This window comes from Kitasatospora sp. McL0602 (assembly GCF_052076145.1).
In the GTDB taxonomy this organism is placed as follows: domain Bacteria; phylum Actinomycetota; class Actinomycetes; order Streptomycetales; family Streptomycetaceae; genus Kitasatospora.
The window spans coordinates 2,335,532-2,359,729 of the sequence record NZ_CP197246.1 but is presented as its reverse complement, the minus strand read 5'-3'; the positions used below and the strand labels follow the sequence as shown (position 1 = coordinate 2,359,729).

Annotated in this window: 13 protein-coding genes; 6 read left to right on the top strand and 7 right to left on the bottom strand. The window is 72.2% G+C overall.

All coding sequences use genetic code 11. The features are described from left to right. Nucleotides 1-110: 110 nt before the first annotated feature. The 4 genes from glgB to ACR68M_RS10580 form a co-directional block, all read right to left on the bottom strand. The gene (gene glgB / locus ACR68M_RS10595) at nucleotides 111-2,531 is read right to left on the bottom strand and encodes a 1,4-alpha-glucan branching protein GlgB (protein WP_441250194.1); all 2,421 of its coding nucleotides are present in this window, start codon (nucleotides 2,529-2,531) and stop codon (nucleotides 111-113) included. Between the two features lie 33 nt (nucleotides 2,532-2,564). Beyond that, nucleotides 2,565-4,040: a maltokinase N-terminal cap-like domain-containing protein gene (locus ACR68M_RS10590; protein ID WP_441250193.1), complete on the bottom strand. Its 1,476-nt coding sequence runs from the start codon at nucleotides 4,038-4,040 to the stop codon at nucleotides 2,565-2,567. A 257-nt stretch (nucleotides 4,041-4,297) separates the two neighbouring features. Next, complete coding sequence (gene treS / locus ACR68M_RS10585; protein ID WP_441250192.1) at nucleotides 4,298-6,001, bottom strand: maltose alpha-D-glucosyltransferase; 1,704 nt, start codon at nucleotides 5,999-6,001, stop codon at nucleotides 4,298-4,300. Further along, entirely contained in the window at nucleotides 5,998-7,953 is a 1,956-nt protein-coding gene (locus ACR68M_RS10580; protein ID WP_441251571.1) for an alpha-1,4-glucan--maltose-1-phosphate maltosyltransferase, read from the bottom strand. The genes treS and ACR68M_RS10580 overlap by 4 nt, the downstream gene beginning before the upstream one ends. A gap of 916 nt (nucleotides 7,954-8,869) precedes the next feature. On the opposite strand from ACR68M_RS10580, the gene glgP reads away from it, so the two are divergent. After that, nucleotides 8,870-11,569: an alpha-glucan family phosphorylase gene (gene glgP, locus ACR68M_RS10575; RefSeq protein WP_441250191.1), complete on the top strand. Its 2,700-nt coding sequence runs from the start codon at nucleotides 8,870-8,872 to the stop codon at nucleotides 11,567-11,569. 63 nt (nucleotides 11,570-11,632) lie between these two features. Here glgP and ACR68M_RS10570 read toward each other — a convergent pair whose 3' ends face one another. Next, nucleotides 11,633-13,465 carry an ABC transporter ATP-binding protein gene (locus ACR68M_RS10570; RefSeq protein WP_441250190.1) on the bottom strand — a complete coding sequence of 611 codons (1,833 nt, stop codon included), beginning with the start codon at nucleotides 13,463-13,465 and terminating at the stop codon, nucleotides 11,633-11,635. Continuing rightward, the gene (locus ACR68M_RS10565) at nucleotides 13,462-15,264 is read right to left on the bottom strand and encodes an ABC transporter ATP-binding protein (RefSeq protein WP_441250189.1); all 1,803 of its coding nucleotides are present in this window, start codon (nucleotides 15,262-15,264) and stop codon (nucleotides 13,462-13,464) included. Before ACR68M_RS10565 ends, ACR68M_RS10570 begins: the two co-directional genes overlap by 4 nt. A gap of 264 nt (nucleotides 15,265-15,528) precedes the next feature. Between ACR68M_RS10565 and ACR68M_RS10560 the strand changes: the two genes are divergently transcribed. From ACR68M_RS10560 to ACR68M_RS10550, 3 genes are read left to right on the top strand one after another with little or no spacing between them, the layout of a single operon-like run. Next, nucleotides 15,529-16,947 carry a family 2B encapsulin nanocompartment shell protein gene (locus ACR68M_RS10560; protein WP_441250188.1) on the top strand — a complete coding sequence of 473 codons (1,419 nt, stop codon included), beginning with the start codon at nucleotides 15,529-15,531 and terminating at the stop codon, nucleotides 16,945-16,947. A gap of 35 nt (nucleotides 16,948-16,982) precedes the next feature. Beyond that, nucleotides 16,983-18,176: a family 2 encapsulin nanocompartment cargo protein terpene cyclase gene (locus tag ACR68M_RS10555; RefSeq protein WP_441250187.1), complete on the top strand. Its 1,194-nt coding sequence runs from the start codon at nucleotides 16,983-16,985 to the stop codon at nucleotides 18,174-18,176. 46 nt (nucleotides 18,177-18,222) lie between these two features. Then, on the top strand, nucleotides 18,223-19,077 hold the full coding sequence (locus tag ACR68M_RS10550; RefSeq protein WP_441250186.1) for a geranyl diphosphate 2-C-methyltransferase: 855 nt from the start codon (nucleotides 18,223-18,225) through the stop codon (nucleotides 19,075-19,077). 43 nt (nucleotides 19,078-19,120) lie between these two features. Here ACR68M_RS10550 and glgX read toward each other — a convergent pair whose 3' ends face one another. Then, nucleotides 19,121-21,325 carry a glycogen debranching protein GlgX gene (glgX, locus tag ACR68M_RS10545; protein ID WP_441250185.1) on the bottom strand — a complete coding sequence of 735 codons (2,205 nt, stop codon included), beginning with the start codon at nucleotides 21,323-21,325 and terminating at the stop codon, nucleotides 19,121-19,123. Nucleotides 21,326-21,571: 246 nt separating this feature from the next. On the opposite strand from glgX, the gene ACR68M_RS10540 reads away from it, so the two are divergent. Both ACR68M_RS10540 and ACR68M_RS10535 read left to right on the top strand, forming a co-directional pair. Beyond that, nucleotides 21,572-22,759 carry a L,D-transpeptidase gene (locus tag ACR68M_RS10540; RefSeq protein WP_441250184.1) on the top strand — a complete coding sequence of 396 codons (1,188 nt, stop codon included), beginning with the start codon at nucleotides 21,572-21,574 and terminating at the stop codon, nucleotides 22,757-22,759. Between the two features lie 174 nt (nucleotides 22,760-22,933). After that, nucleotides 22,934-24,193: a L,D-transpeptidase gene (locus ACR68M_RS10535; protein ID WP_441250183.1), complete on the top strand. Its 1,260-nt coding sequence runs from the start codon at nucleotides 22,934-22,936 to the stop codon at nucleotides 24,191-24,193. Nucleotides 24,194-24,198 lie beyond the last annotated feature (5 nt).

The following is a 24,198-nucleotide window of genomic DNA, read 5'->3' as shown; positions in this document are numbered from 1 at the left end:
CGCACTCGGACGGCGCCGAAAGGGGCCAGGGGCGAAAGTCCTCCGCGCAGAGGACGTTGGACGGTGCCGGGAGCCCGGTGGACCGGCCCCCGGGAGGGCCGGTCGGGGGGTCAGGTGCGGGCCGGGCGGAGCCAGACGGTGGCCAGCGGAGGGAGGATCAGTTCCGCGCTACGAGGTTGACCGTTCCACGCGGTGGTGTCGGCCTTGACCGGCCGGGAGTTGCCGGTGCCGCTGCCGCCGTACTCGGCTGCGTCGGTGTTGAGCGCCTCCTCCCAGAGCTGCTCGGGCGTGTCGAGCTTCGGCAGGCCGACCCGGTAGGCGTGCCGGACGACGGGGGAGAAGTTGCTGACGGCGACGAGCGCGGTGCCGTCGGCGGCGTACCGGACGAAGGAGAGGACGTTGTCCTCGGCCGCGCCGCCGTCGAGCCAGCGGAAGCCGTCGGGGGTGGTGTCCTGCTCCCACAGTGCCGGGGTGGCGAGGTAGACGCCGTTCAGGTCGCCGACCAGGCGCTGGACGCCGCGGTGCTCCTCGGCGGCGGGCCAGTCGTCGGCGAGCACCCACCACTGCGGGCCCTGCTCGTGGTCCCACTCGGCGCCCTGGGCGAACTCCTGCCCCATGAAGAGGAGTTGCTTGCCCGGGTGGGCCCACATGAAGCCGAGGTAGGCCCGGTGGTTGGCCCGCTGCTGCCACCAGTCGCCGGGCATCTTGGCGACCAGCGACTGCTTGCCGTGGACGACCTCGTCGTGCGAGATGGGCAGGACGTAGTTCTCCGAGTACGCGTACACCATCGAGAAGGTGATCTCGTTGTGGTGGTACTTGCGGTGCACCGGCTCCTTGGAGATGTACACCAGCGAGTCGTGCATCCAGCCCATGTTCCACTTCAGGCCGAAGCCGAGGCCGCCGCTGTCGGTCGGTCGGGTGACGCCGGCCCAGGCGGTGGACTCCTCGGCGATCGTCACCACGCCGGGGCAGCGGCGGTAGACGGTGGCGTTCATCTCCTGGAGGAAGGCGGCGGCGTCCAGGTTCTCCCGCCCGCCGTACTGGTTCGGGGTCCACTCGCCGCCCTCGCGGGAGTAGTCGAGGTAGAGCATCGAGGCGACGGCGTCCACCCGCAGGCCGTCGACGTGGTACTCCTCGCACCAGTAGACCGCGTTGGCGACCAGGAAGTTGCGCACCTCGGTGCGGCCGTAGTCGAACTCCAGGGTGCCCCAGTCCGGGTGCTCGGCGCGCAGCGGGTCGGCCGGCTCGTAGAGCGGCTCGCCGTCGAAGCGGGCGAGGGCGAAGTCGTCCTTGGGGAAGTGCGCGGGCACCCAGTCGACGATCACGCCGATGCCGTGCCGGTGCAGGGTGTCGACCAGGTACTTGAAGTCGTCGGGGGTGCCGAGGCGGGCGGTCGGGGCGTAGAAGCCGGTGACCTGGTAGCCCCAGGAGCCGCCGAAGGGGTGCTCCATGACGGGCATGAACTCCACATGGGTGAAGTTCAACGACTTGAGGTAGCCGGGGAGTTCGGCGGCGATCTCCCGGTAGCTGGTCAACTCCGGCCGCCAGGAGGCGAGATGGAGCTCGTAGACCGACATCGGCGCGCGGTGGTGCTTGACCCGGGCCCGGCGGGTCAGCCAGTCGGCGTCCTGCCACTCGTACCGGGAGGTGTGCACGACGGAGGCCGTCTCCGGCGGGCACTGGGTGGCGCGGGCCATCGGGTCGGCCTTCTGCAGCACCCCGCCCTGACGGGTGTGCACCTCGTACTTGTACTGGGCGCCCTCGGCGAGGCCCGGCACGAACAGCTCCCAGATGCCGGAGGAGCCGAGCGAGCGCATCGGGTGGCCGGTGCCGTCCCAGTGGTTGAAGCCGCCGACCAGCCGGACGCCTGCCGCGTTCGGCGCCCAGACCGCGAAGGCCGTGCCGCTGACGCCGTCCACCTGCCGGACGTGTGCGCCGAGGGCCTGCCAGAGCTGCTCGTGCCGGCCCTCGGAGATCAGGTGCAGATCCAGCTCGCCGAGCGTCGGCGCGGCGCGGTAGCCGTCGTCCTGGAGCAGTGGCTCGCCGCCCGGGTACGTCACCCGGAGCCGGTACGCGGGGATGTGGCGGCCCGCCAGCAGGCCGGTGAACAGCCCGGAGCGCAGGTGCGTCAGCTCGACCGGGCCCTGCTCGGTCTCCACCACCACCCGCTCGGCGAAGGGCCGGAGCACCCGGATCGCGACGCCCTCGGAGGTCAGGTGCGCGCCGAGCAGCGCGTGCGGGTCGTGGTGGCGGCCGGAGAGCAGCCACTCGACCTCGGCCGGGGGCAGCGGTGCCTCCGGCAGCCGGAGGGCGGCGTGCGCGGGAGCGGCCGCCCCCGGCGCGCGCTCCGGCTCGTGCTCCTGCACCGGCTCCCGCCGGGGTGCGGGCCCGGAGGCCCGCCGTGCCGCGCCCGACCGGCCTTGGGGTGCCTGGCCGCCGGCCTTGGCCCGTCCGCCGGGCTGTGAGCCCGCGGCGAGGAAGGTGGCGGGCACGGCGGGCGTCGGGCGGTCGGCCGAACGGGAGTTGTGCACGGCGGGATCCTCCTGCGGGGTCGGTGCGGGGCTTCAGACGGTGAGGGCCAGGCGGTTGATGGCGGCCAGCGGGATGGGCAGCCAGCTGGGCCGGTGTCTGGCCTCGTAGACCACCTCGTAGACCGCCTTGTCGATCTCCAGCGCCCGCATCAGCTCCGGTGAGGCGCCCGGGTCGGCGCCGCCCCCGGCGCTGTAGCCCGCGCAGTAGGCCGTGCGGTTGCGGGCCGCCCAGGCCGCCGCGAGGTGGGCCAGCTCGGGGTTGTGCGGGGCCCCGGCGAGCAGGTGGGCGGCGGCGTAGTCGAAGGAGCGCAGCATCGCGGCGACGTCCCGCAGGGCGGGCTGCGGGAGGCGGCGCTCGGCGAGCGGCTTGGCGGGCTCGCCCTCGAAGTCGAGCAGCACCCAGCCGTGCGGGGTGCGCATCGCCTGCCCGAGGTGCAGGTCGCCGTGGATGCGCTGGACGGGCACGCCCTCCAGGTGGTCGGCCGTCAGTGCCCGGAAGGCGGTGCGCAGTGCGCTGCGGTAGCGCAGCAGGCCGGGCACGGCCGTCACCGCGCTGTCCAGGCGGTCGGCCATGGCGCCTGCGAGCAGGGTGAGTTGGGCGCGGTCGAGGCGGTCGACGGGCATCGAGCGGGCCAGTACGCGGTGCACCTCGGCGGTGGCCCGGCCGAGCCGGTGCGCCTCGATGGCGAAGTTGCCGGGCGAGGGGTCGCCCTTGAGCCGGCCGACCTGGTCGAGGGCGATCTCCCAGCCGTCCTCGGCGTCCGGCAGGTAGCGCTGGAGAAGGCCGAGAGTGGCTGGTTCCGATCGCTCCAGACGGCTCTCGAACCACGCGGCGACCCGGGGGATGCGGGTGGACCCGGCCCGGGAGAGGGCGAGCGAGAGCTCCAGGTCGGGGTTGGTGCCGGGGCTGATGCGGCGGAAGAGCTTGAGGATGAACGCGGTGCCGTAGATCACCGAGCTGTTGCTCTGCTCGGCGGTGGAGGCGCGGCCGGGGAGGTTGCTGGGCAGGCCGGGGCCGGGGGTGCGGCGGAAGGCGAGCGAGCCGAAGCGGTCCCCGGTGGCCAGGTGCTCCAGCAGACGGCCGGTCAGCTCGGGGTCGTGCAGCGCGTCGTAGAGCGCCGCGCCGTCGTACGGGCCGCCGGTGAGCCGCCCGAGCACGGTGTTCGGCGGCAGGCCGGTGGGCTGGCCGGAGCGGGTGCCGAGGAGCAGCTGGTAGACGTCGCTGCCGCCGGAGTGCTCGACCCGCAGCAGCAGGTGCAGCAGGGCGGGGTCGCCGACCTGCAGCGGGGTGGCCAGGACCGGCGTGAGGCCGGTGATCGCGCGCCCCTTGCCGGCGTACCAGCGCTGGCTCGGCAGCCAGGCGGAGATCAGCGGCAGCGCGGCCTGCACCAGTTCGCTGACCCCGGGGGCGGTTCTCCGAACCCCGGCGCCGCGAGTGCCGACGGGCGCGGGGGCGCCGTCGGCGGTCTCGTGGTGCACACGGGCTTGAGAACGGGAGGTTTCGGACATGACTCCCTTTCCCCGGAAGCGGGCCGACTGCCCGACGGGTCTGGCCGGGTCCGTCAGTCTTCCGGATTTCGGCGGCGCGGCGGCGACGGCACGCGAGCCGGGCTCGGGTGTCACGCCATAGTGTGGGTGGCCGTTGGGCTGTTCTCCGTACGCGGTGGTGCAGAGAGCTCCGGGGGCGCGAGCCTTGGCTCTCGCGCCCCCGGGGAGGTGCCGACCCTGATGGATCGTTACTGCATTGATCGTTGTTGCATGGAGTGTTACTGCGCGTGCGGCTTGCGCAGCTGGAACCAGTAGAAGCCGTGCCCGGCCAGGGTGAGCAGGTACGGCCACTCACCGATGGACGGGAAGCGCACGCCGCCGATCAGCTCCACCGGGTACCGCCCGCCGTAGCGCCGCAGGTCCAGCTCGGTCGGCTGCGCGAACCGCGAGAAGTTGTTCACGCACATGACCAGATCTCCCTCGTACTCGCGTACGAAGGCCAGCACTGCGGGGTTGCTGGAGGGCAGCTCGGTGTAGCTGCCGAGGCCGAACGCGGGGTTGAGCTTGCGGATCTCGATCATGCGCCGCGTCCAGTGCAGCAGTGAACTCGAACTGCTCTGCTGTGCTTCGACGTTGGTCACCTGGAAGCCGTACACCGGGTCCATGATGGGCGGCAGACTGAGCCTGCCCGGGTCGGCCGAGGAGAAACCCGCGTTGCGGTCGGGCGTCCACTGCATCGGCGTCCGGACGCCGTCCCGGTCGCCCAGCCAGATGTTGTCGCCCATGCCGATCTCGTCGCCGTAGTAGAGCACCGGCGAGCCGGGCAGCGAGAGCAGCAGGGCGGTGAACAGCTCGATCTGGTTCCGGTCGTTCTCCAGCAGCGGCGCGAGCCGGCGCCGGATGCCGACGTTGGCACGCATCCGCGGGTCCTTGGCGTACTCCGCGTACATGTAGTCGCGCTCCTCGTCGGTGACCATCTCCAGGGTCAGCTCGTCGTGGTTGCGCAGGAAGATGCCCCACTGGCAGTTGCCGGGGATGGTCGGCGTCTTGGCGAGGATCTCGGAGACCGGGTAGCGGGACTCCCGGCGCACCGCCATGAAGATCCGCGGCATCACCGGGAAGTGGAAGGCCATGTGGCACTCGTCGCCGCCGGAGGCGAAGTCGCCGAAGTAGTCGACCACGTCCTCGGGCCACTGGTTGGCCTCCGCCAGCAGCACGGTGTCCGGGTAGTCCGCGTCGATCTCCTTGCGGACCCGGCGCAGGAACTCGTGCGTCTCGGGGAGGTTCTCGCAGTTGGTGCCCTCGCGGGCGAAGAGGTACGGCACCGCATCGAGCCGGAAGCCGTCGATGCCGAGGTCCAGCCAGAACCGCAGGCCCGCGATCATCTCCTCCTGCACCCGCGGGTTGTCGTAGTTCAGGTCGGGCTGGTGCGAGAAGAAGCGGTGCCAGAAGTACTGCTTGCGGACGGGGTCGTACGTCCAGTTGGAGGACTCGGTGTCGACGAAGATGATCCGCGCGTCCGGGTACTGCTTGTCGTCGTCGGCCCACATGTAGAAGTCGCCGTACGGGCCGTCAGGGTCCTTGCGGGACTCCTGGAACCACGGGTGCTGGTCACTCGTGTGGTTCATCACGAAGTCGATGATCACCCGCATGCCGCGCGCGTGCGCGGCGTCGGTGAACTCCACGAAGTCGGCCAGGTCGCCGAACTCGGGCAGCACTGACTTGTAGTCCGCCACGTCGTACCCGCCGTCGCGCAGCGGCGAGGCGAAGAACGGCGGGATCCAGAGGCAGTCCACGCCCAGCCACTGGAGGTAGTCCAGCTTGGAGGTGAGGCCCTTGAGGTCCCCGATGCCGTCGCCGTTGCTGTCCTGGAAGGACCGCACCAGGACCTCGTAGAAGACCGCGCGTTTGAACCACTCCGGGTCCAGGTTCTTCGGCGGCGTCTCGGCGAAGGTGTCATGGACGGGCTCGTTGACTGTCACAGCTGGTTCCTCCGAACCGTGAGGAGGTGGGCCGGCCCGGACGCCGGGTCGAGGCGGACGTAGTTGTGCCGGCCCCAGGTGTAGGTGGCCCCGGTGAGCTCGTCGTGCACGGTGACCGGGCCGTCGGAGTCGAGCGTGACGGTCGCTTCCTGGGGGTGGTGCGGGTCGAGGTTGACCACCGTGATCACCCGGTCGGTCAGGCCGTCCTCGGTGGTGGCGGTCTTGCTGTAGGCGAGGACGTGCTCGTTGTCCGTCGGGTGGAACCGCAGGTCCCGGAGCTGCTGGAGGGCCGGGTGCCTGCGCCGGAGCCGGTTCAGGGTGGTGATCAGCGGCGCGAGGGTGTCGGGGGTGGTCCAGTCGCGCGGGCGCAGCTCGTACTTCTCGGAGCGGGCGTACTCCTCCGAGCCCGGGTGGACGGCCTCGTTCTCGCACAGCTCGTAGCCCGCGTAGATGCCGTAGCTGGGCGCGAGGGTGGCCGCCAGCACCGCCCGCAGGGCGAAGGCCGCCCGGCCGCCCGTCCGCAGGTGCTCGGGCAGGATGTCCGGGGTGTTGGCGAAGAAGTTCGGCCGCATGTACGCGGCGGCCTCGCCGGTCAGCTCGGTCAGGTACTCGGTGAGCTCGGCCTTGGTGACGCGCCAGGTGAAGTAGGTGTACGACTGGTGGAAGCCGATCTTCCCGAGGGTGTGCATCATCGCCGGGCGGGTGAACGCCTCGGCCAGGAAGACCACGTCCGGGTCGGTGCGGGCGATGTCGCCGAGCACCTTCTCCCAGAAGACCACCGGCTTGGTGTGCGGGTTGTCGACCCGGAAGATCCGGACGCCGTGCCCCATCCAGAACCGCAGGATCCGCAGCGTCTCCTTGACCAGGCCGTCCATGTCCTGGTCGAAGTTGACGGGGTGGATGTCCTGGTACTTCTTCGGCGGGTTCTCGGCGTAGGCGATGGTGCCGTCGGCCCGGTGGGTGAACCACTCGGGGTGCTTGTTCACCCACGGGTGGTCCGGGGAGCACTGGAGGGCGAAGTCGAGGGCGATCTCCAGGCCGAGGGCGGTGGCCTCCGAGACGAAGTGGTCGAAGTCCTCGATGGTGCCCAGATCCGGGTGGACGGCATCGTGGCCGCCCTCCGGCGAGCCGATCGCCCACGGCGAGCCGACGTCGTGCGGGCCCGCCGTCAGGGAGTTGTCCGGGCCCTTGCGCCAGGCCCGGCCGATCGGGTGCACCGGCGGCAGGTAGACCACGTCGAAGCCCATCGCGGCCACGGCGGGCAGCCGCCCGGCGGCCGTCCGGAAGGTGCCGGAGACCGGGGGCGCGTTGCCGTCCGGGTCGACGACGGCGCCCTCCGAACGCGGGAAGAACTCGTACCAGGCCCCGTACAGCGCCCGTCGCCGGTCGACCTGGAGCGGCAGCGGGCGGGTGCTGGTGACCAACTCCCGCAGCGGGTAGCGCTCCAGCAGGCGCGTCACCTCCGGGGCGAGCGCCGCCGCCAGCCGGCTGAGCGGCGGCAGCGCCGGGTCGCGCAGCGCGTCCACGGCCGCCAGCACGAAGGCCCGGCCCTCCTTCTTCGGCACCCCGGCGGCGGCGCGCTCCAGCAGCTGCGCGCCCTCCTCGAGGACGAGCGCCGTGTCCACGCCGGCGGGCAGCTTGACGGCGGCGGCCTTGCGCCAGCCCGCCACCGGGTCACCCCAGGCCTCGACCAGGTACGACCAGCGCCCCTCGGCCGGCGGGGTGACGTACGCGCCCCAGCGGTCGGTGCCGGGGGCCAGCTCCCGCATCGGCGTCCACGGGCCGCTGCGGCCGCGCGGGTCGCGCAGCACCACGTTGGCGTTGACCGCCTCGTGGCCCTCGCGGAACACCGTGGCGGTGACGAGGAAGCGCTCGCCGGCCACGGCCTTGGCCGGGCGCCGCCCGGCGTCGATCAGTGGGTTCACGTCCAGGACGGGGATGCGGCCGATCACGGTGTCGCTCTCTGTCTTCTTGCGGGCGGTCGTACCGGCAGTCGCACCGGTGGCCTTGCGTGCCCTGGTGGCAGGGGCTTTGGTCGCAGTCTGCGGGCTTGCGGTGGCGGCGGCCTTGCGTGGCGCGGCGGCCGGCCGGGGAGCGGCCGTCTTGCGGGCGGCGCTCGCCTTGCGGGGCGTGCGCGGGGCCGGTAGGGGAGGCTCGTCGCCCGACGGGATGTCAGGGCGGTCGGTCGCCGAGGTGGACGTGTCCCGCGTGTCGCCGTGCATGCCAAACTCCTGCCCGAGATCGGCGGCAGCTCCCGCCGGCCGGTGCGGGGCCAGGGGAGTACCGGGAGGACTGCTGGGTGAGAGAGGACGTGCGACCGGAAGCCTGTCCCCGCCGCCGCGCCCGGCCACCGGCCCGCATCCGGCCCAGGACCCCGGGAGTTCGCGCGCGTCCCGGCGCGCGGCTCTCGGGGTGCGCCCCGGAGTGACCCAACCCACTCGAAAACGATCGGTCGAGGGATGAGGACACGCCTGACGGGCACCGCTGTGGCCGAATGGGCTAAAGGGGCCTAGGAAATGAGGGTGCGTCGAGGTGAAGAGGAATCCGGGCGCGGGGCGGTGGGGGGCACCATCCGGATCGCACTCCCCACAGCTCCAACGACCTTTGTGCATCCTCGCATCACCGGCAAGACCTACGGGACAGTAAGCGCGTGATTTCGGACGGTGTCCGGGGGCATATCGGCCAGTGGAAATGTGGATGTCCCGGGCTGTTCACACGCCGGGAGCGCGTGTTTGCCGGGGAATGCGCCCCTTCGCGCCCCGTGCGCCCTGAAGTGCGCCGACTGTGATCTCATCAATGGCCCGAACGGGTGCACCGGAGCAGAGTTGACGCCCCATCACGCCGGTGGCCGGGTCTAGGCTGCACGCCGTGAAGGCAATCCGCAGATTCACCGTGCGCACCGTCCTGCCCGAACAACTCCAGCCGTTGCACGAGCTCGCCCTGAATCTCCGCTGGTCCTGGCACCCCGAGACGAGGGAGCTGTTCCGCTCCGTCGACCCCGAGGTGTGGGCCGCGGTCGGGGAGGACCCGGTGCGGCTGCTCGGCGAGGTACCGGCGGGAAGACTGGCGGCCCTGGCCGCCGACCGCCGCTTCCTCCGCAGACTGGGCGATCTCTCCGACGACCTGCGCGACTACCTGACCGGACCGCGCTGGTACCAGACAGCGCTCCCACCCGGTGACGGCAGCAGCCCCCTGCCCGCCGCCATCGCCTACTTCTCCCCCGAGTACGGCATCGCCGCCGCGCTGCCCCAGTACTCCGGCGGCCTCGGCATCCTCGCCGGGGACCACCTCAAGGCCGCCAGCGACCTCGGCGTACCGATCATCGGCGTCGGGCTCTTCTACCGGCACGGCTACTTCCGCCAGTCGCTCTCCCGCGACGGCTGGCAGCAGGAGCGCTACCCCCTGCTCGACCCCGACGAACTGGCCGTCAGCCTGCTCCGGGAGAACGACTCCACCCCCTGCCGGGTCGACCTCGCCCTCCCGGGCGGCCGCACCCTCGCCGCCCACGTCTGGAAGGCCCAGGTCGGGCGGGTACCGCTGCTGCTGCTCGACTCCGACATCGAGGCAAACACCGCCGCCGACCGCAACGTCACCGACCGCCTCTACGGCGGCGGCAGCGAGCACCGGCTGCTCCAGGAGATGCTGCTCGGCATCGGCGGCGTCCGCGCGGTGCGCACCTACTGCCGGCTCACCGGCCACGCCGCACCCGAGGTCTTCCACACCAACGAGGGCCACGCCGGCTTCCTCGGCGTCGAGCGGATCCGCGAGCTCGTCGCCGACGGGCCGGGCGCCCTCCCCTCGGACCGTCTGGCTTTCGGCGCCGCCCTGGAGGCCGTCCGGGCCGGGACGCTGTTCACCACCCACACCCCCGTCCCCGCCGGGATCGACCGCTTCGACCGCGAGCTCGTCGCCCGGCACTTCAGCGGCGACGCCGCCCTACCCGGCGTCCCCGCCGACCAGGTGCTCGCGCTCGGCGCCGAGAACTGGCTCGGCGGCGACCCGAAGCTCTTCAACATGGCCGCGATGGGCCTGCGCCTGGCCCAGCGCGCCAACGGCGTCTCCACCCTGCACGGGGAGGTCAGCCGGGGCATGTTCAGCGGCCTCTGGCCGGGCTTCGACGCCGCCGAGGTGCCCATCACCTCCGTCACCAACGGCGTCCACGCCCCGACCTGGATCGACCCGGCGGTCGTCCGGCTCGGCGCCGCCGAACTCGGCCTCGAACGCGCCGAGAACGCCATGATGACCGGCGAGGCCAAGCGCTGGACCGGCCTGGAGAAGATCGCCAACGGCGAGATCTGGGAGCTCCGCCGCAGCCTGCGCTCCCAGCTCGTCGACGAGGCCCGGCGGCGGCTGCGCGAATCCTGGCGCCAGCGCGGCGCGGGCGACGCCGAACTCGGCTGGGTCGGCTCCGTCCTCGACCCGGACGTGCTCACCATCGGCTTCGCCCGGCGCGTCCCCTCGTACAAGCGGCTCACCCTGATGCTGCGTGACCCCGACCGGCTGCGGGCCCTGCTGCTGCACCCGACCAACCCGATCCAGATCGTCGTCGCGGGCAAGGCCCACCCGGCCGACGACGGCGGCAAGCGGCTCATCCAGCAGCTGGTCGCCTTCGCCGACGACCCCGCCGTCCGGCACCGGATCGTCTTCCTGCCCGACTACGACATGGCCATGGCCCAGCATCTCTACCCCGGCTGCGACGTCTGGCTGAACAACCCGCTGCGCCCGTTGGAGGCGTGCGGCACGTCCGGCATGAAGGCCGCCCTGAACGGGTGCCTCAACCTCTCCGTCCTCGACGGCTGGTGGGACGAGTGGTACGACGGCCAGAACGGTTGGGCCATCCCGACCGCCGACGGCGTCGGCTCCACGATGGACCCGGAGAGCAGCGAGGCCGTCCGGCGGGACGACATCGAATCCGCCGCGCTCTACGACCTGATCGAGCACCAGGTCGCGGCCCGGTTCTACGACCGGGCCTCGGACGGGCTGCCGCACCGCTGGATCGCGATGGTCCGGCACACCCTCGTCACCCTCGGCCCCAAGGTGCTGGCCGGACGCATGGTCCGGGAGTACGTGGAGCGGCTGTACGCCCCGGCGGCCACCGCCCAGCGGGAGCTGGTCGCGGCCTGCCCCGCCGGGGGAGTGGTCGGGGCCCGTGCACTGGCCGAGTGGAAGGCCAAGGTCCGGCAGGCCTGGCCCGCCGTCCGGGTCGAGCACGTCGAGGCCGAGGGCTCGCTGGAGGCCCAGGAGCTGGGCAGCACGCTGACGCTGCGGGTCTCGGTCTCGCTCGGGGCGCTGGAACCCTCGGACGTCGAGGTCCAGGTCGTCTCCGGCCGGGTCGACGAGACGGACCGGCTCTCCGACGCGGTGGCGCTGGCGCTCAAGCCCGTCGGCGGGCCCGATCTCGACAGCAGGCACCGCTACGAGGGCTCGCTCGAGCTCTCGCGCACCGGGCCGTTCGGGTACACCGTCCGGGTGCTGCCGACGCACCACCTGCTGGCGTCCCCGGCGGAGCTCGGGCTCGTCGCGCTGCCGGCGGAGTCCGGCGGGATGGACGCAGGGCTGCTGCGCTAGCCGCCCACGGTAGCCAGCGGGGGCGCGCGGTTGCGCGCGCCCCCGCTGGGCCGGCCGGTCACGTCAGACCAGGCTGTCGCGCCAGGCCTGGTGGAGGCCCGCGAAGTGGCCCTCGCCGGAGATGAGTGCGGCGGGGGTGCCGTCCTCGACGATGCGGCCCTGGTCCATGACGAGGACGCGGTCGGCGATCTCGACGGTGGAGAGGCGGTGGGCGATGATCACTGCCGTCCGTCCGGCCAGGACGGTCTGCATGGCGTGCTGCACGGCCTGCTCGCCGGGGACGTCCAGGGAGGACGTCGCCTCGTCGAGGATCAGGACGGCCGGGTCGGCGAGCAGGGCGCGGGCGAAGGCGACCAGCTGGCGCTGGCCGGCCGAGATCCGGCCGCCGCGCTTGCGGACGTCGGTGTCGAAGCCGTCCGGCAGGGCGGCGATGAACTCGTACGCGCCGATCTCGCGGGCGGCCTGCTCGATCTCGGCCCGGGTGGCGTCGGGGCGGCCGACGCCGATGTTCTCCGCGACGGTGCCGGAGAACAGGAAGGACTCCTGGGTGACCATCACCACGCCGCGCCGCAGCTCGGCGCCGGAGAGCTCCCGCAGGTCGACGCCGTCCAGCAGGATGCGCCCGCTGGTCGGGTCGTAGAAGCGGGCGAGCAGCTTGGCCAGCGTCGACTTGCCCGCGCCGGTGGCGCCCACCACGGCGGTGGTGCGCCCGGCGGGGAGCCGCAGGTCGAAGGTGGGCAGCACCTCCTTGCCCGTCCGGTAGGCGAAGCGGACGCCCTCGAAGGAGACCTCGCGGCCCTGGCCGGTGGCGGCGGGCAGCTCGGCGGGCCGCTCGGGCTCGCCGACGGTCGGCTCGTGGGCCATCAGCCCGGCGATCTTCTCCAGGGCGGCGGCGGCCGACTGGTAGCTGTTCAGGAACATCGCCAGGTGGTCGATCGGGTCGTACAGGCGGCGCAGGTAGAGCACGAAGGCGGTCATCACGCCGAGCGCCATGCCGCCCTCGATGACCAGCACGGCGCCGAGGACGACCACGCCGGCGATCCAGACGTTGGCGGCGGCCCGGGAGAGGAACACGTACCGGGCCATCTCCAGCAGGCCGTCGGCGGTGGCCGTGGCGGAGGACCGGTTGGCGGTGTCGAAGGCGGCCTCGTTGGCGGCCTCGCGGCGGAAGGCCTGGACCGGCCGGATGCCGTTCATGGTCTCGGTGAAGCGGACGATCACCGAGGCGACGGCCGTCCGGGAGCGCCGGTAGACCTTCAGCGAGCGGCGCCGGAACGACCGGATGATCAGGTACATCGGCAGGAACGAGACCAGCGCGGCCAGCCCGAGCCGCCAGTCCATCACCAGCAGCACGACGCTGATGTAACAGACCGACAGGCAGACCGTCAGGATCTCCTGGAGGCCCTCGTTGAGCAGCTCGCGCAGGGCGTCCACGTCGCTGGTCGCGCGGGAGATGATCCGGCCCGAGGTGTAGCGCTCGTGGAAGTCCAGGCTGAGCCGCTGGGCGTGCCGGAAGATCCGGCCGCGCAGGGTCAGCAGGATGTCCTGGTTGATCCGGCCGCTGAGCCGGATGAAGGACCGCTGCAGGACGGTGCTCAGTGCCGCGCAGGCCAGGTAGGCGCCGATCACCGCGACCAGCGGGCCCGCGCGGTGCTCGCGCAGTGCCGGGATGCCCTGGTCCATGGCGATGGCGACCAGCAGCGGGCCGGACTGCTGGGCGGCCTGCTGGAGCAGGATCGCCAGCATGGCGATCGAGATCCGCCGCCGGTGCGGGCCGAGCAGCTCGCCGAGCAGGCGGCGGGCGGAGCCGGGGGGTACGGGGATGTCCTCGTCCTCGGTGGCGGCCTGCGGCGGCAGCTCCTCGGTCTCGGCGGGTGGTTCCAGCGTGGTGGTCATCGGGCGGGGCTCCCTTCGAGCGCGGGGGCATCGACGCCGACGGCGGCCTGGCCCGTCATCAGTTCGCGGTAGGTGGCGGAGCTCTGCAGCAGGTCGTGGTGGGTGCCGACGGCGGTGATCCGGCCGTCCTCCAGCACCGCGACGCGGTCGGCCAGCATGACGGTGCTCGGGCGGTGGGCGACGACCAGTGCGGTGGTCGAGCCGAGCACCTGGCGCAGCGCCTGCTCGACCAGCGCCTCGGTGTGCACGTCCAACGCGGAGAGCGGGTCGTCCAGCACCAGGAAGCCGGGCTCGCCGACGACCGCGCGGGCCAGCGCGAGCCGCTGCCGCTGACCGCCGGAGAGGCTCAGGCCCTGCTCGCCGACCTCCGTCGCGACGCCGTCGGGGAGCTTCTCGACGAAGTGCGCCTGCGCGGTGCGCAGGGCGGCGGAGAGCTGCTCCTCGCTCGCACCGGGGGTGCCCATGAGCACGTTCTCCCGGACGGTGGCGGAGAAGAGCGTCGGGTCCTCGAAGGCGACCGAGACCAGCTCGCGCAGCCGGGGCCGGGGGATGTCCCGGACGTCGCGGCCGTCCAGCGTGATCGAGCCGCCGGTGGCCTCGTACAGCCGGGGCAGCAGTGCGGTGAGGGTGGTCTTGCCGCTGCCGGTCGCGCCGACCAGGGCCATCGTCTCGCCGGGGCGGATGTGCAGGTCGATGCCGCAGAGCAGGTCGGGGGTGTCGTCGGGCGCGTCCGGGTAGCGGAAGCGGACGTCGGTGAAGCGGATGCCCCGGTCGGCGGTGGCGGGGAGGCCGGAGCCGGGCTCGGTGGGCTCCGGCTCGTCCATCACCTCGAAGTAGCGGTCCGTCGCGGTGGCGGCCTCGTTGGCGTACGCGAGCAGCCAGCCGAGCGACTCGACGGGCCAGCGCAGCGCCATCGCGGTGGACAGGAAGGCGACCAGGGTGCCGGCCGTCAGCTCGTCGTGGGCGACCTGGACGGCGCCGAGCGCGAGCGCGCAGCCGAGTGCGAGTTCGGGCAGGCCGACGATGACGGCCCACAGGTTGGCCAGCATCCCGGCCTTGGCGATCTCGGTCTCGCGCAGCGCGGCGCTCTGCTGCCGGAAGCGCTCGGCCATCGTGCGGTGGCGGCCGAAGGCCTTCAGGATGCGGATGCCGAGGACGGACTCCTCGACCAGGGTGGCGAGGTCGCCGTTCTGGTCCTGGGAGCGGCGGGCGGCCAGCGAGTACCGGCTCTCGAAGTACCGGGTGAGGAAGAGCAGCGGCACGGCGGGGGTGAGGGTGATCAGCCCGAGCCGCCAGTCGAGGACGAACATCATCGCCGTACCGGTCAGGAAGACCGTCGTGTTGACGATCAGGAAGACCAGCGGGAAGGCCAGGAACAGCCGCATGGTGAACATGTCGGAGGTCGCCCGGGAGAGCAGCTGGCCGGAGGGCCAACGGTCGTGGAAGGCCACCGGCAGGCGCTGGAGCTTGGCGAAGAGATCGCCGCGCATGGTGCTCTCGACCCGGGCCAGCGGGCGGGCCACGATCACCCGGCGGACGCCGAACAGCGCGGCCTCCACCAGGCCGAGCAGCAGGAGCAGCCCGGCGAGCGGCCAGAGGCCGGCGTAGTCGTGGTGGGCGACCGGCCCGTCGACGATCCGGCCGAGCACCAGCGGCACCAGCAGCACGCTGCCGGAGGCGATCGCGGCGGCGGCGGTCGAGCCGGCGATGTGCCAGCGGGCCGTGCGCGCGTACGGCCACAGCCGCAGCAGGGAGCGGACGGTGGACCGGCGGGGCTGGGGGATCGGGTTCTCGGCCATCGCGGAGAGGGTAGGCCGCCGGGCCGACATTTCTCATCTCATTTTTTGCACCTGACACGGTGTGCGGTTCGGAACCGGCCATGGTCCAGGCATGGCCCGGTCGCGCGCCCAGGGGTACGCCCAGGGGTACGCCCAGGGGGCGCGTACGTGACAAGGGGGGCGTGCGTGAAACGAGTGCTTCCGCCAATGGTTGTGACGCGAAGTCACCCTGCGCTTGCATGAGAGCGCAAGGGGTGATCAGCAGTGCGAGAGGTGGGGAAGCCGATGTCGGTGGAGACCGGTCCGGCCGCCGGGGCCCAGGCCGAGTTGCAGGAGCAGCTCAGCCTCAGCACCGTGGCGGCGCGCAATCTCGCCACCACCACCAAGACCGAGCCGCAGATGCAGGGCATCAGCTCGCGCTGGGTCAGCCGGATGCTGCCCTGGGTCGAGGTCTCCGGCGGGTCCTACCGGGTGAACCGGCGGCTCAGCTACGCCGTCGGCCGGGGGCGGGTCAGCTTCGTGAAGGCCGGCGGCCGGGTCGACGTGGTGGCACCCACGCTCCGCGAGCTGCCGGTGCTGCGCGGCTTCGAGGACGACGCCGTGCTCACGGACCTGGCGAGCCGGTTCGTCCAGCGCGAGCTGGCCGCCGGTGAGGTGCTGGTCGAGCGTGGCCGCCCGATCGAGGAGGTCTTCCTGATCGCGCACGGCAAGGTGAACCGGATGGGCACCGGCAAGTACGGCGACACCGTCGTGGTCGGCTCGCTGGCCGACGGCGACCACCTCGGCGACGAGGCGCTGACGGCCGCCGACGGCCGCTGGCCCTACACCGTCAAGGCCGCCACCGCCGGCACCGTGCTCTCCCTGCCCTGGCCCGCCTTCCAGGAGCTGGTCGACCGCTCCGAGGTACTCCGCGACCAGATCCTCGGCTTCCTCGCCGACACCCGGCAGTCGCAGGACCAGCACGGCGAGGCCGCGATCGAGCTGGCCGCCGGGCACGTCGGCGAGGCCGTGCTGCCCACCACGTACGTGGACTACGAGCTCCACCCGCGCGAGTACGAGCTGAGCGTGGCGCAGACGGTGCTGCGGGTGCACAGCCGCGTCGCGGACCTCTACAGCGACCCGATGAACCAGACCGAGCAGCAGCTCAAGCTCACCATCGAGGCGCTGCGCGAGCGCCAGGAGTTCGAGCTCGTCAACAACGCCGACTTCGGCCTGCTGGCCGCCGCCGAGTACGACCAGCGCATCCAGACCCACTCCGGCCCGCCCACCCCGGACGACCTGGACGAGCTGCTCTCGATGCGCCGCGACACCAGCTACCTCTTCGCCCACCCCCGGGCCATCGCCGCCTTCGGCCGGGAGTGCAACAGGCGCGGCCTTTACTTCGGCGGCGTGGAGGTCATGGGCCACCGGCTGCCCGCCTGGCGGGGGGTGCCGCTGCTGCCCTGCGGCAAGATCCCGGTGCTCGGCGGGCAAAGCACCTCGATCATCGCGGTGCGCACCGGCGAGGACGACCAGGGCGTCGTCGGGCTGTGGCAGACCGGCATCCCGGACGAGTACGAGCCGGGGCTGAACGTGCGCTTCATGGGCGTCGACGAGAAGGCCGTCATCTCCTACCTCGTCAGTGCCTACTACTCCGCGGCCGTGCTGGTGCCGGACGCGATCGGTCTGCTGGAGAACGTCGAGGTGGCCCGGCCCCGGGGCTGACCGGGCCGAGCACCGACCGAAGGAGAGATGACACCGTGTCACTGCTGACCCGGATGTTCGCACCGGCCGCCGCCGACGAGGTGGCGGGCCTGGTCCGCGCCCTGCTGGCCGGGGCGGAGCGGCCCGCCCGGCCCGAGCTGGCCTGGCACGCCCCCGGCCCGAGCGGCCTGGGCACCACGGCGTCGAGCCTCCTGCTCGCCGGTCCGGCCGGGCGGTCCGTACCCGCCCGGCCGGTCGGCCCGCCCGCTCCGGCGGACCCCGGCCCGAAGGGGGGTGTCCCCGCGCTGCACTGCCCGCCCGCCTTCCGGGACGACCCGGCGCTCGGCGAGCTGGTCAACGAGCGGCTGATCGACTGGGCCGCCGAGGTCGGCATCTACCCGGGCCGTCTCGACCGCGTCCGGGAGGCGGACTTCGGTCGGCTGCTGATGCTCGCCCACCCCGACACCGAGGACCCGGACCGGCTGCTCGCCGCCGCCAAGTGCGCGCTCGCCGAGTGGGCCAGCGACGACTACTACTGCGCAGACGTCGGCCACGACGGCGTCGGCCCGATGCTCGGCTCCCGGCTGATGGTCGCCGACGCGGCCGTCGCCCCCGCCAACCTGACGCCCAAGTATGCCGAGGGCCTGCGCCGGGGCATCGACGCGGACCCGGTGCTGGTCGCCTTCCGCTCGGCCACCGAGCACCTCGCGGTGTACGCGAGCCCGGCGCAGCTGGCCCGCTTCCGGCAGGAGATCGCCCTGCTCTTCACGGGCTACAGCGCGGAGGCGTCCTGGCGCAGCTCCGCCTACCGGCCCCCGGTCTGGGAGTACCTGGCGGGCCGTCAGGTCAACAGCTTCCTGCCGTGCATCACGCTGACCGACGCCGTCGGCGGCTACGACCTGCCCCCGGCCGAGTACGCAGACCCGAGGGTGCGCCGGGCCCTGACCATGGCGGCCACCGCCAGCACCCTCGTCAACGACCTCTACTCGCTGGCCAAGGAGGCCCACCCCTCGGGCCTGGACCACAACCTGCCCGCGCTGATCGCGGCGGAGGAGAAGTGCTCGATGGAGGAGGCCGTCGAGCGCAGCGTCGAAGTGCACGACGAACTGGTGACGACCTTCGAGTCGGAGGCCGCGGCCCTCGCCGTCACCGGCTCCCCGGCCCTGCGCCGCTTCCTGATCGGCGTCTGGGCCTGGCTCGGCGGCAGTCGCGAGTGGCACGCCGGATCCGCCCGCTACCGGGCCAACTGACCTTTCTCGCCGTCTTGTCCGCGACAGCACCGGGAGTGATCCAGACATGACCACGACTGCACCCAACGTCCTGCGCACGGCCTTCCAGAAGTCCGTCGCCAACTACTGGAACACCAACCAGCAGGACCCGGTGAACCTCCGGCTCGGCGAGGTCGACGGCCTCTACCACCACCACTACGGCCTGGGCGACTACGACCCGGCCGTGCTGGAGGGCCCGGAGGCCACCCGGGAGGAGCGGATCACCAGGGAGCTGCACCGGCTGGAGACCGCCCAGGCCGACGTCCTGCTCGACCACCTGGGTGCGATCGCGCCGACCGACCGGCTGCTCGACGCCGGCTCCGGCCGGGGCGGCTCCAGCATCATGGCCAACCACCGCTTCGGCTGCGAGGTCGACGGCATCTCGATCTCCGAGTACCAGGTCGGCTTCGCCAACGAGCAGGCCCAGCAGCGGGGGGTCGCCGACCGCGTCCGCTTCCACTTCCGCAACATGCTCGACACCGGTCTGGAGACCGGCTCGCGCCGGGCGGTCTGGACCAACGAGACGACGATGTACGTCGACCTCTTCGAGGCCTTCGCCGAGTTCTCCCGGCTGCTGGAGACGGGCGGCCGGTACGTCTGCATCACCGGCTGCTCCAACGACGTGATGGGCCTGCGCAGCAAGGCCGTCAGCCGGATCGACGAGCACTACATCTGCAACATCCACCCGCGCAGCCAGTACTTCAAGGCGCTGGCGGCCAACAACCTCGTCCCGATCAGCGTCGTCGACCTGACCGCCGCGACCATCCCCTACTGGGAGCTGCGCGCCAAGTCCGCCCTCGCCACCGGCATCGAGGACCCGTTCCTCACCGCCTACAAGGAGGGCAGCTTCCACTACCTCCTGATCGCGGCCGACAAGATCTGACGCGAGCAGCAGTGACTGCGGGGGCGTGGGCAGCCACGCCCCCTCAGGGTCTGCAGGGCGCGCGCAGCAGTTGCAGCGACCGCCCTTCGACCACGGCCGAGTCCCGCACCTCCGCGGTCTCGGCGCAGCCGCGGGCGGTGTCGACCAGCAGCTCGTAGCGGGTGGCCCACGGCTCGCCGGGGAGGGTGAAGCGGGCCGGCCGCTCGGCGGCGTTGAGCAGCAGCAGGAAGCTGTCGTCGGTCAACGGGCAGCCGTGCTGGTCGCGTTCGGACATCGCGGTGCCCGAGAGCAGCATGCCGACCGCCGCGGTGGGGGCGAACCAGTCGGCCTCGGTCATCTCCCGCCCCCGGGTGGTGAACCAGGCCAGATCCCGCTGCCCGCCGGGCACGGCGGCCCGGCCGGAGAAGAAGGCCCGCTGGCGCAGCACCGGGTGCTCCCGGCGGAGCCGGATCAGCTGCGCCGTCAGCGCGTGCAGGCCGCGCCACTCGGGCAGCTCCAGTAGCGACCAGTCGAGCCAACTGACCTCGTTGTCCTGGCAGTAGGCGTTGTTGTTGCCACCCTGGGTGCGGCCGAGTTCGTCCCCGGCGGTGATCATCGGCACCCCGGTGGAGAGCAGCAGGGTGGTCATCAGGTTGCGCAGTTGACGTACCCTCAGCTCGTGGGTGCCCGGCTCGGCCGGCTCGCCCTCGGTGCCGCAGTTCCACGAGCGGTTGTCGTCGGTGCCGTCCCGGTTCTGCTCGCCGTTGGCCTCGTTGTGCTTGCCGTTGTAGGAGACCAGGTCGCGCAGGGTGAAGCCGTCGTGCGCGGTGACGAAGTTGACGGAGGCGTACGGGCGCCGCCCGCCGCGCGCGTAGAGGTCGGAGGAGCCGGAGAGCCGGTAGCCGAGCTCGCGGACGTCCGGCCGGGCGCCGCGCCAGAAGTCCCGGACGGTGTCCCGGTACTTGTCGTTCCACTCGGCCCAGAGCGGCGGGAAGCCGCCGACCTGGTAGCCGCCGGGGCCGACGTCCCAGGGCTCGGCGATCAGCTTGACGCGGCTGAGCAGCGGGTCCTGGGAGACGGCGCCGAGGAAGGGGTGGTGCATCTCCACGGCGTCGCTGCCCCGGGCGAGCGCCGCCGCGAGGTCGAAGCGGAAGCCGTCCACGCCCATCTCGGTGACCCAGTAGCGCAGCGAGTCGGTGATCAGCCGGACGGTGTGCGGCTGGCGGGTGTCCAGGGTGTTGCCGCAGCCGGTGTAGTCGGCGTAGCCGCGGCGGCTGCGGTCGAGCCGGTAGTAGCCGCCGTTGTCGATGCCGCGCAGGCTGAGCGCGGGCCCGGTGACGCCGCTCTCGGCGGTGTGGTTGTAGACCACGTCGAGGATCACCTCGATGCCCGCCGCGTGCAGCGCGCGGACCATCCGCTTGAACTCGCCGACCTGCTGCCCCCGGGTGCCGGAGGCGGAGTACCCGGCGTGCGGGGCGAAGAAGCCGAGCGTGTTGTAGCCCCAGTAGTTGGTCAGCCCGCGTAGTTGGAGGTGGTCCTCGCTGACGTGGTGGTGCACCGGCAGCAGCTCGACGGCGGTGACGCCGAGCCCGGTGAGGTGCTCGATCGCGGCAGGGTGCGCCAGGCCCGCGTACGTGCCGCGCAGGGCGGGCGGGATGTCGGGGTGGCGCATGGTGAAGCCGCGGACGTGCAGCTCGTAGAGCACCGTCTCGGCCCAGGGGGTCTTCGGGCGCTGGTCGTCGTACCAGTCGTCGTCGTCGTGGACGACCACGGCCTTCGGCACGTACGGCGCCGAGTCCCGGTTGTCCCGGACGGTGTCGGCGGCCTCCGGCTCGGGCCAGTGCCGGACGGAGGCGCAGACGGCGTCGTGGGTGGTGTAACTGCCGTCCACGGCACGGGCGTACGGGTCGAGCAGCAGTTTGGCCGGATTCCACCGGGCGCCCGTCCACGGGTCCCACCGGCCGTGCACGCGGTAGCCGTACCGGGTGCCGGGGAGCACGCCGGGGAGGAAGCCGTGCCAGGTCTGGAAGTTCTGTTCGGTGAGGGGGTGCCTGCTCTCCCGGCCCTCCTCGTCGAAGAGGCACAGGTCGACGGCCTCGGCGGCGGGTGCCCAGAGGGCGAAGTTGGTGCCCTGCACCCCCTCACGGGCGGTCCGGAACCGGGCCCCGAGCGGCTGCCAGCTCCCCGGCCACGGCGTGTCCGGGCCCTGGTGCCCAGGTGCCGGCGCGCCGGGGCCCGCCTCCCGTTGCAGTTCCTGCCACGCCGTCATCGACCGCACCCCTCCCAGCGCGAGGAGTCCCTTTCCCCGCTCTCCTCTTGTTCCCTGATCGGGTGCCGCTGTCACGCGATCGATCGTCCTGTGACGGTGTGTGAATGATTCTGTCCGCCCGGGGGGCCTTCCGGCGCACGCCGGGTGAATTCGTTTCCTCGTGTCCCGCCGGGGCCTGCCGTCGTTAGCACCGGGGTCGGGCGGCTTTACGGGCGACTGACGGGCGACTGAGAACGGAGAGCCGGAATGCGGGGCTGGTGGCGGCGCGCGGGGGGCCTCGGGCTCTGTCTCCTCACCGCGTGCTCCGGCGGCACGCCCCCGAGCGGCGACGCGGCGGCCCCCAGCCCGCCGGTCTCGCTCGCGGTGATCAGCGCCTCGCCCAAGGACGCCGCCCAGGAGGTGCCTGCCGACACCCCCGTCCGGGTCTCCGTCGCCCAGGGCCGGCTGCTCTCCGTCCGGCTGGCCGACGCCGCCGGGACGGCCCTCACCGGCACCCTCGGCGCGGACGGCACCAGCTGGGCGTACGACGGCCACCTCGCGCTGGCCACCCCCTACACCCTGGACACCGTCGCGGAAGACGCCACCGGCCTGCGCGCCGCGCAGCACTCCGCCTTCACCACCCTCACCCCCGCCCACACCTTCGCCGCCCTCTTCACTCCCGAGGACGGCAGCACCGTCGGCGTCGGCATGCCCGTCTCGCTGCGCTTCACCCGCCCGATCACCGACCGGGCCACCGTCGAGAAGGCCGTCACCGTCACCGCCGACCCGCCGGTGCCCGTCGCCGCCCACTGGTACGGCAACCAGCGGCTCGACTTCCGCCCCGAGAAGTACTGGGCGGCCGGCACCAAGGTCTCGCTCGCCCTGCGCCTGCGCGACGTCCAGGGCACCCCCGGCGAGTACGGCACCCAGGCCAAGGACGTGCACTTCACCGTCGGCCGGGCGCAGGTCAGCGTGGTCGACCTGGAGGCCCACACGATGACCGTCCGGCAGGACGGCAGGCTGCTGCGCACCCTAAAGATCTCCGGCGGCAGCCCCGAGCACACCACCTACCTCGGCGCGCTGGTGATCTCCGAGAAGTACGAGGTCACCCGGATGAACTCGCAGACCGTCGGGATGGGCGACGAGTACGACATCAAGGACGTCCCGCACGCGATGCGGCTCACCGCCTCCGGCACCTTCGTCCACGGCAACTACTGGGCCGACCACTCGGTCTTCGGCTCGGCCAACACCAGCCACGGCTGCATCGGCCTGGCCGACGCCAAGGGCGGCTCACCGGACACCCCCGCCGGCTGGTTCTACAACAGCTCGATCGTCGGCGACGTGATCGAGGTCAAGGGTGAGGACGGTGACACCGTGCCGCCGGACAACGGCCTGAACGACTGGAACCTCGCCTGGTCGCAGTGGGTCAGGGGCACTGCGCTGGGAGTTCACTGAGCCTTCACGCCCCTCCCGCCGAAGATCCATCCAATGTCCCCGGTTATCCTGGCGACCCGCGCCGTCCCGGGCCCCGCCTGTCGAGTCCGCGTGGAAGCCATCTGCGGCCCCGGTGCAACTGTTCCGGGCGCCGACGCGTGTATTCACCGTGGATACCGGGAGGGGAGCGGACCTGTGAAGCCCGTCAAGGCGGCCGACGCCGCACTGTGGAGTACCAAGCCCGGCCGGCGGGCAGGTGTCGCGCTGCTCATGGGGAGCGTGCTGCTGCTCAGTGCAGCCTGCAGTTCCGGCGCCTCCGGCGGCGGCAGCGCGAGCGGCGGCTCCAAGGACAGCGCTGGCGGCGACAAGCCCGCGGCCGCGGCGAGCTCCGAGGCCCCGAAGACCTCGGCGGCGGTGCTCACCGTCACGCCGAAGGACGGCGCCGAGGACGTGACGCCCAAGGACGGCCTCCAGGTCGCGGTGGCCAGCGGCACGCTGACCACCGTCGAGGTGACGGACAAGAACGGCACCGCCGTACCCGGCGCGATCGCCGCCGACGGCCTCAGCTGGAAGCCGAGCGCCGCGCTGGCCGTGGGCATGGCGTACAAGGTGAGCGCCCAGGCGAAGGACTCGGCCGGCCTGGTGTCGGCCTCGACCAGCAGCTTCACCACGCTGACCCCGGCCAAGCTCGCCTCCGCCAACGACAACATCGCCGACAACGGCACGTACGGCGTCGGCATGATCGTCTCGGTGGCCTTCAACCGGCCGGTCAAGAACAAGGACGCGGTGGCCAAGGGCATCACGTTCGAGAGCAGCAACGGCACCGTGGTCAAGGGCCACTGGTTCGGCAGCCAGCGGCTCGACTTCCGCCCGGAGAACTACTGGGCGGCCGGCACCAAGGTCACCGTGCACTACAAGCTGAAGAGCGTCGAGGTCTCGCCCGGCGTCTACGGCGACGTCGACCGGGACGAGCCGTTCACCATCGGCCGCTCCAAGGTCAGCACCGCCGACCTCTCGACCGACATGATGACGGTCAAGAAGGGCAACTCGACCACCACCATCCCGATCACCGGCGGCAACGACGACAACCCGTCGTGGAAGGGCACGATGGTGATCTCCAGCAAGGAGAAGGTGACGCGGATGAACTCCGCGACCGTCTCCAACATCGTCGGCTCCGAGTACGACGTGCCGGACGTGCCGCACGCCATGCGCCTCACCGCCAGCGGCACCTACGTGCACGGCAACTACTGGGGCGACGCCTTCGGCAAGTCCAACGCCAGCCACGGCTGCATCTCGCTGAAGGACGGCAAGGGCGGCGACGACGGCTCCGCGGCGGGCAGGTTCTTCGCCGACTCGATGGTCGGCGACGTCGTCAAGGTCGTGAACTCCAAGGGCAAGACGGTGGCCGCCGACAACGGCCTCAGCGGGTGGACGCTCCCCTGGAGCGCCTGGTAGCCCGG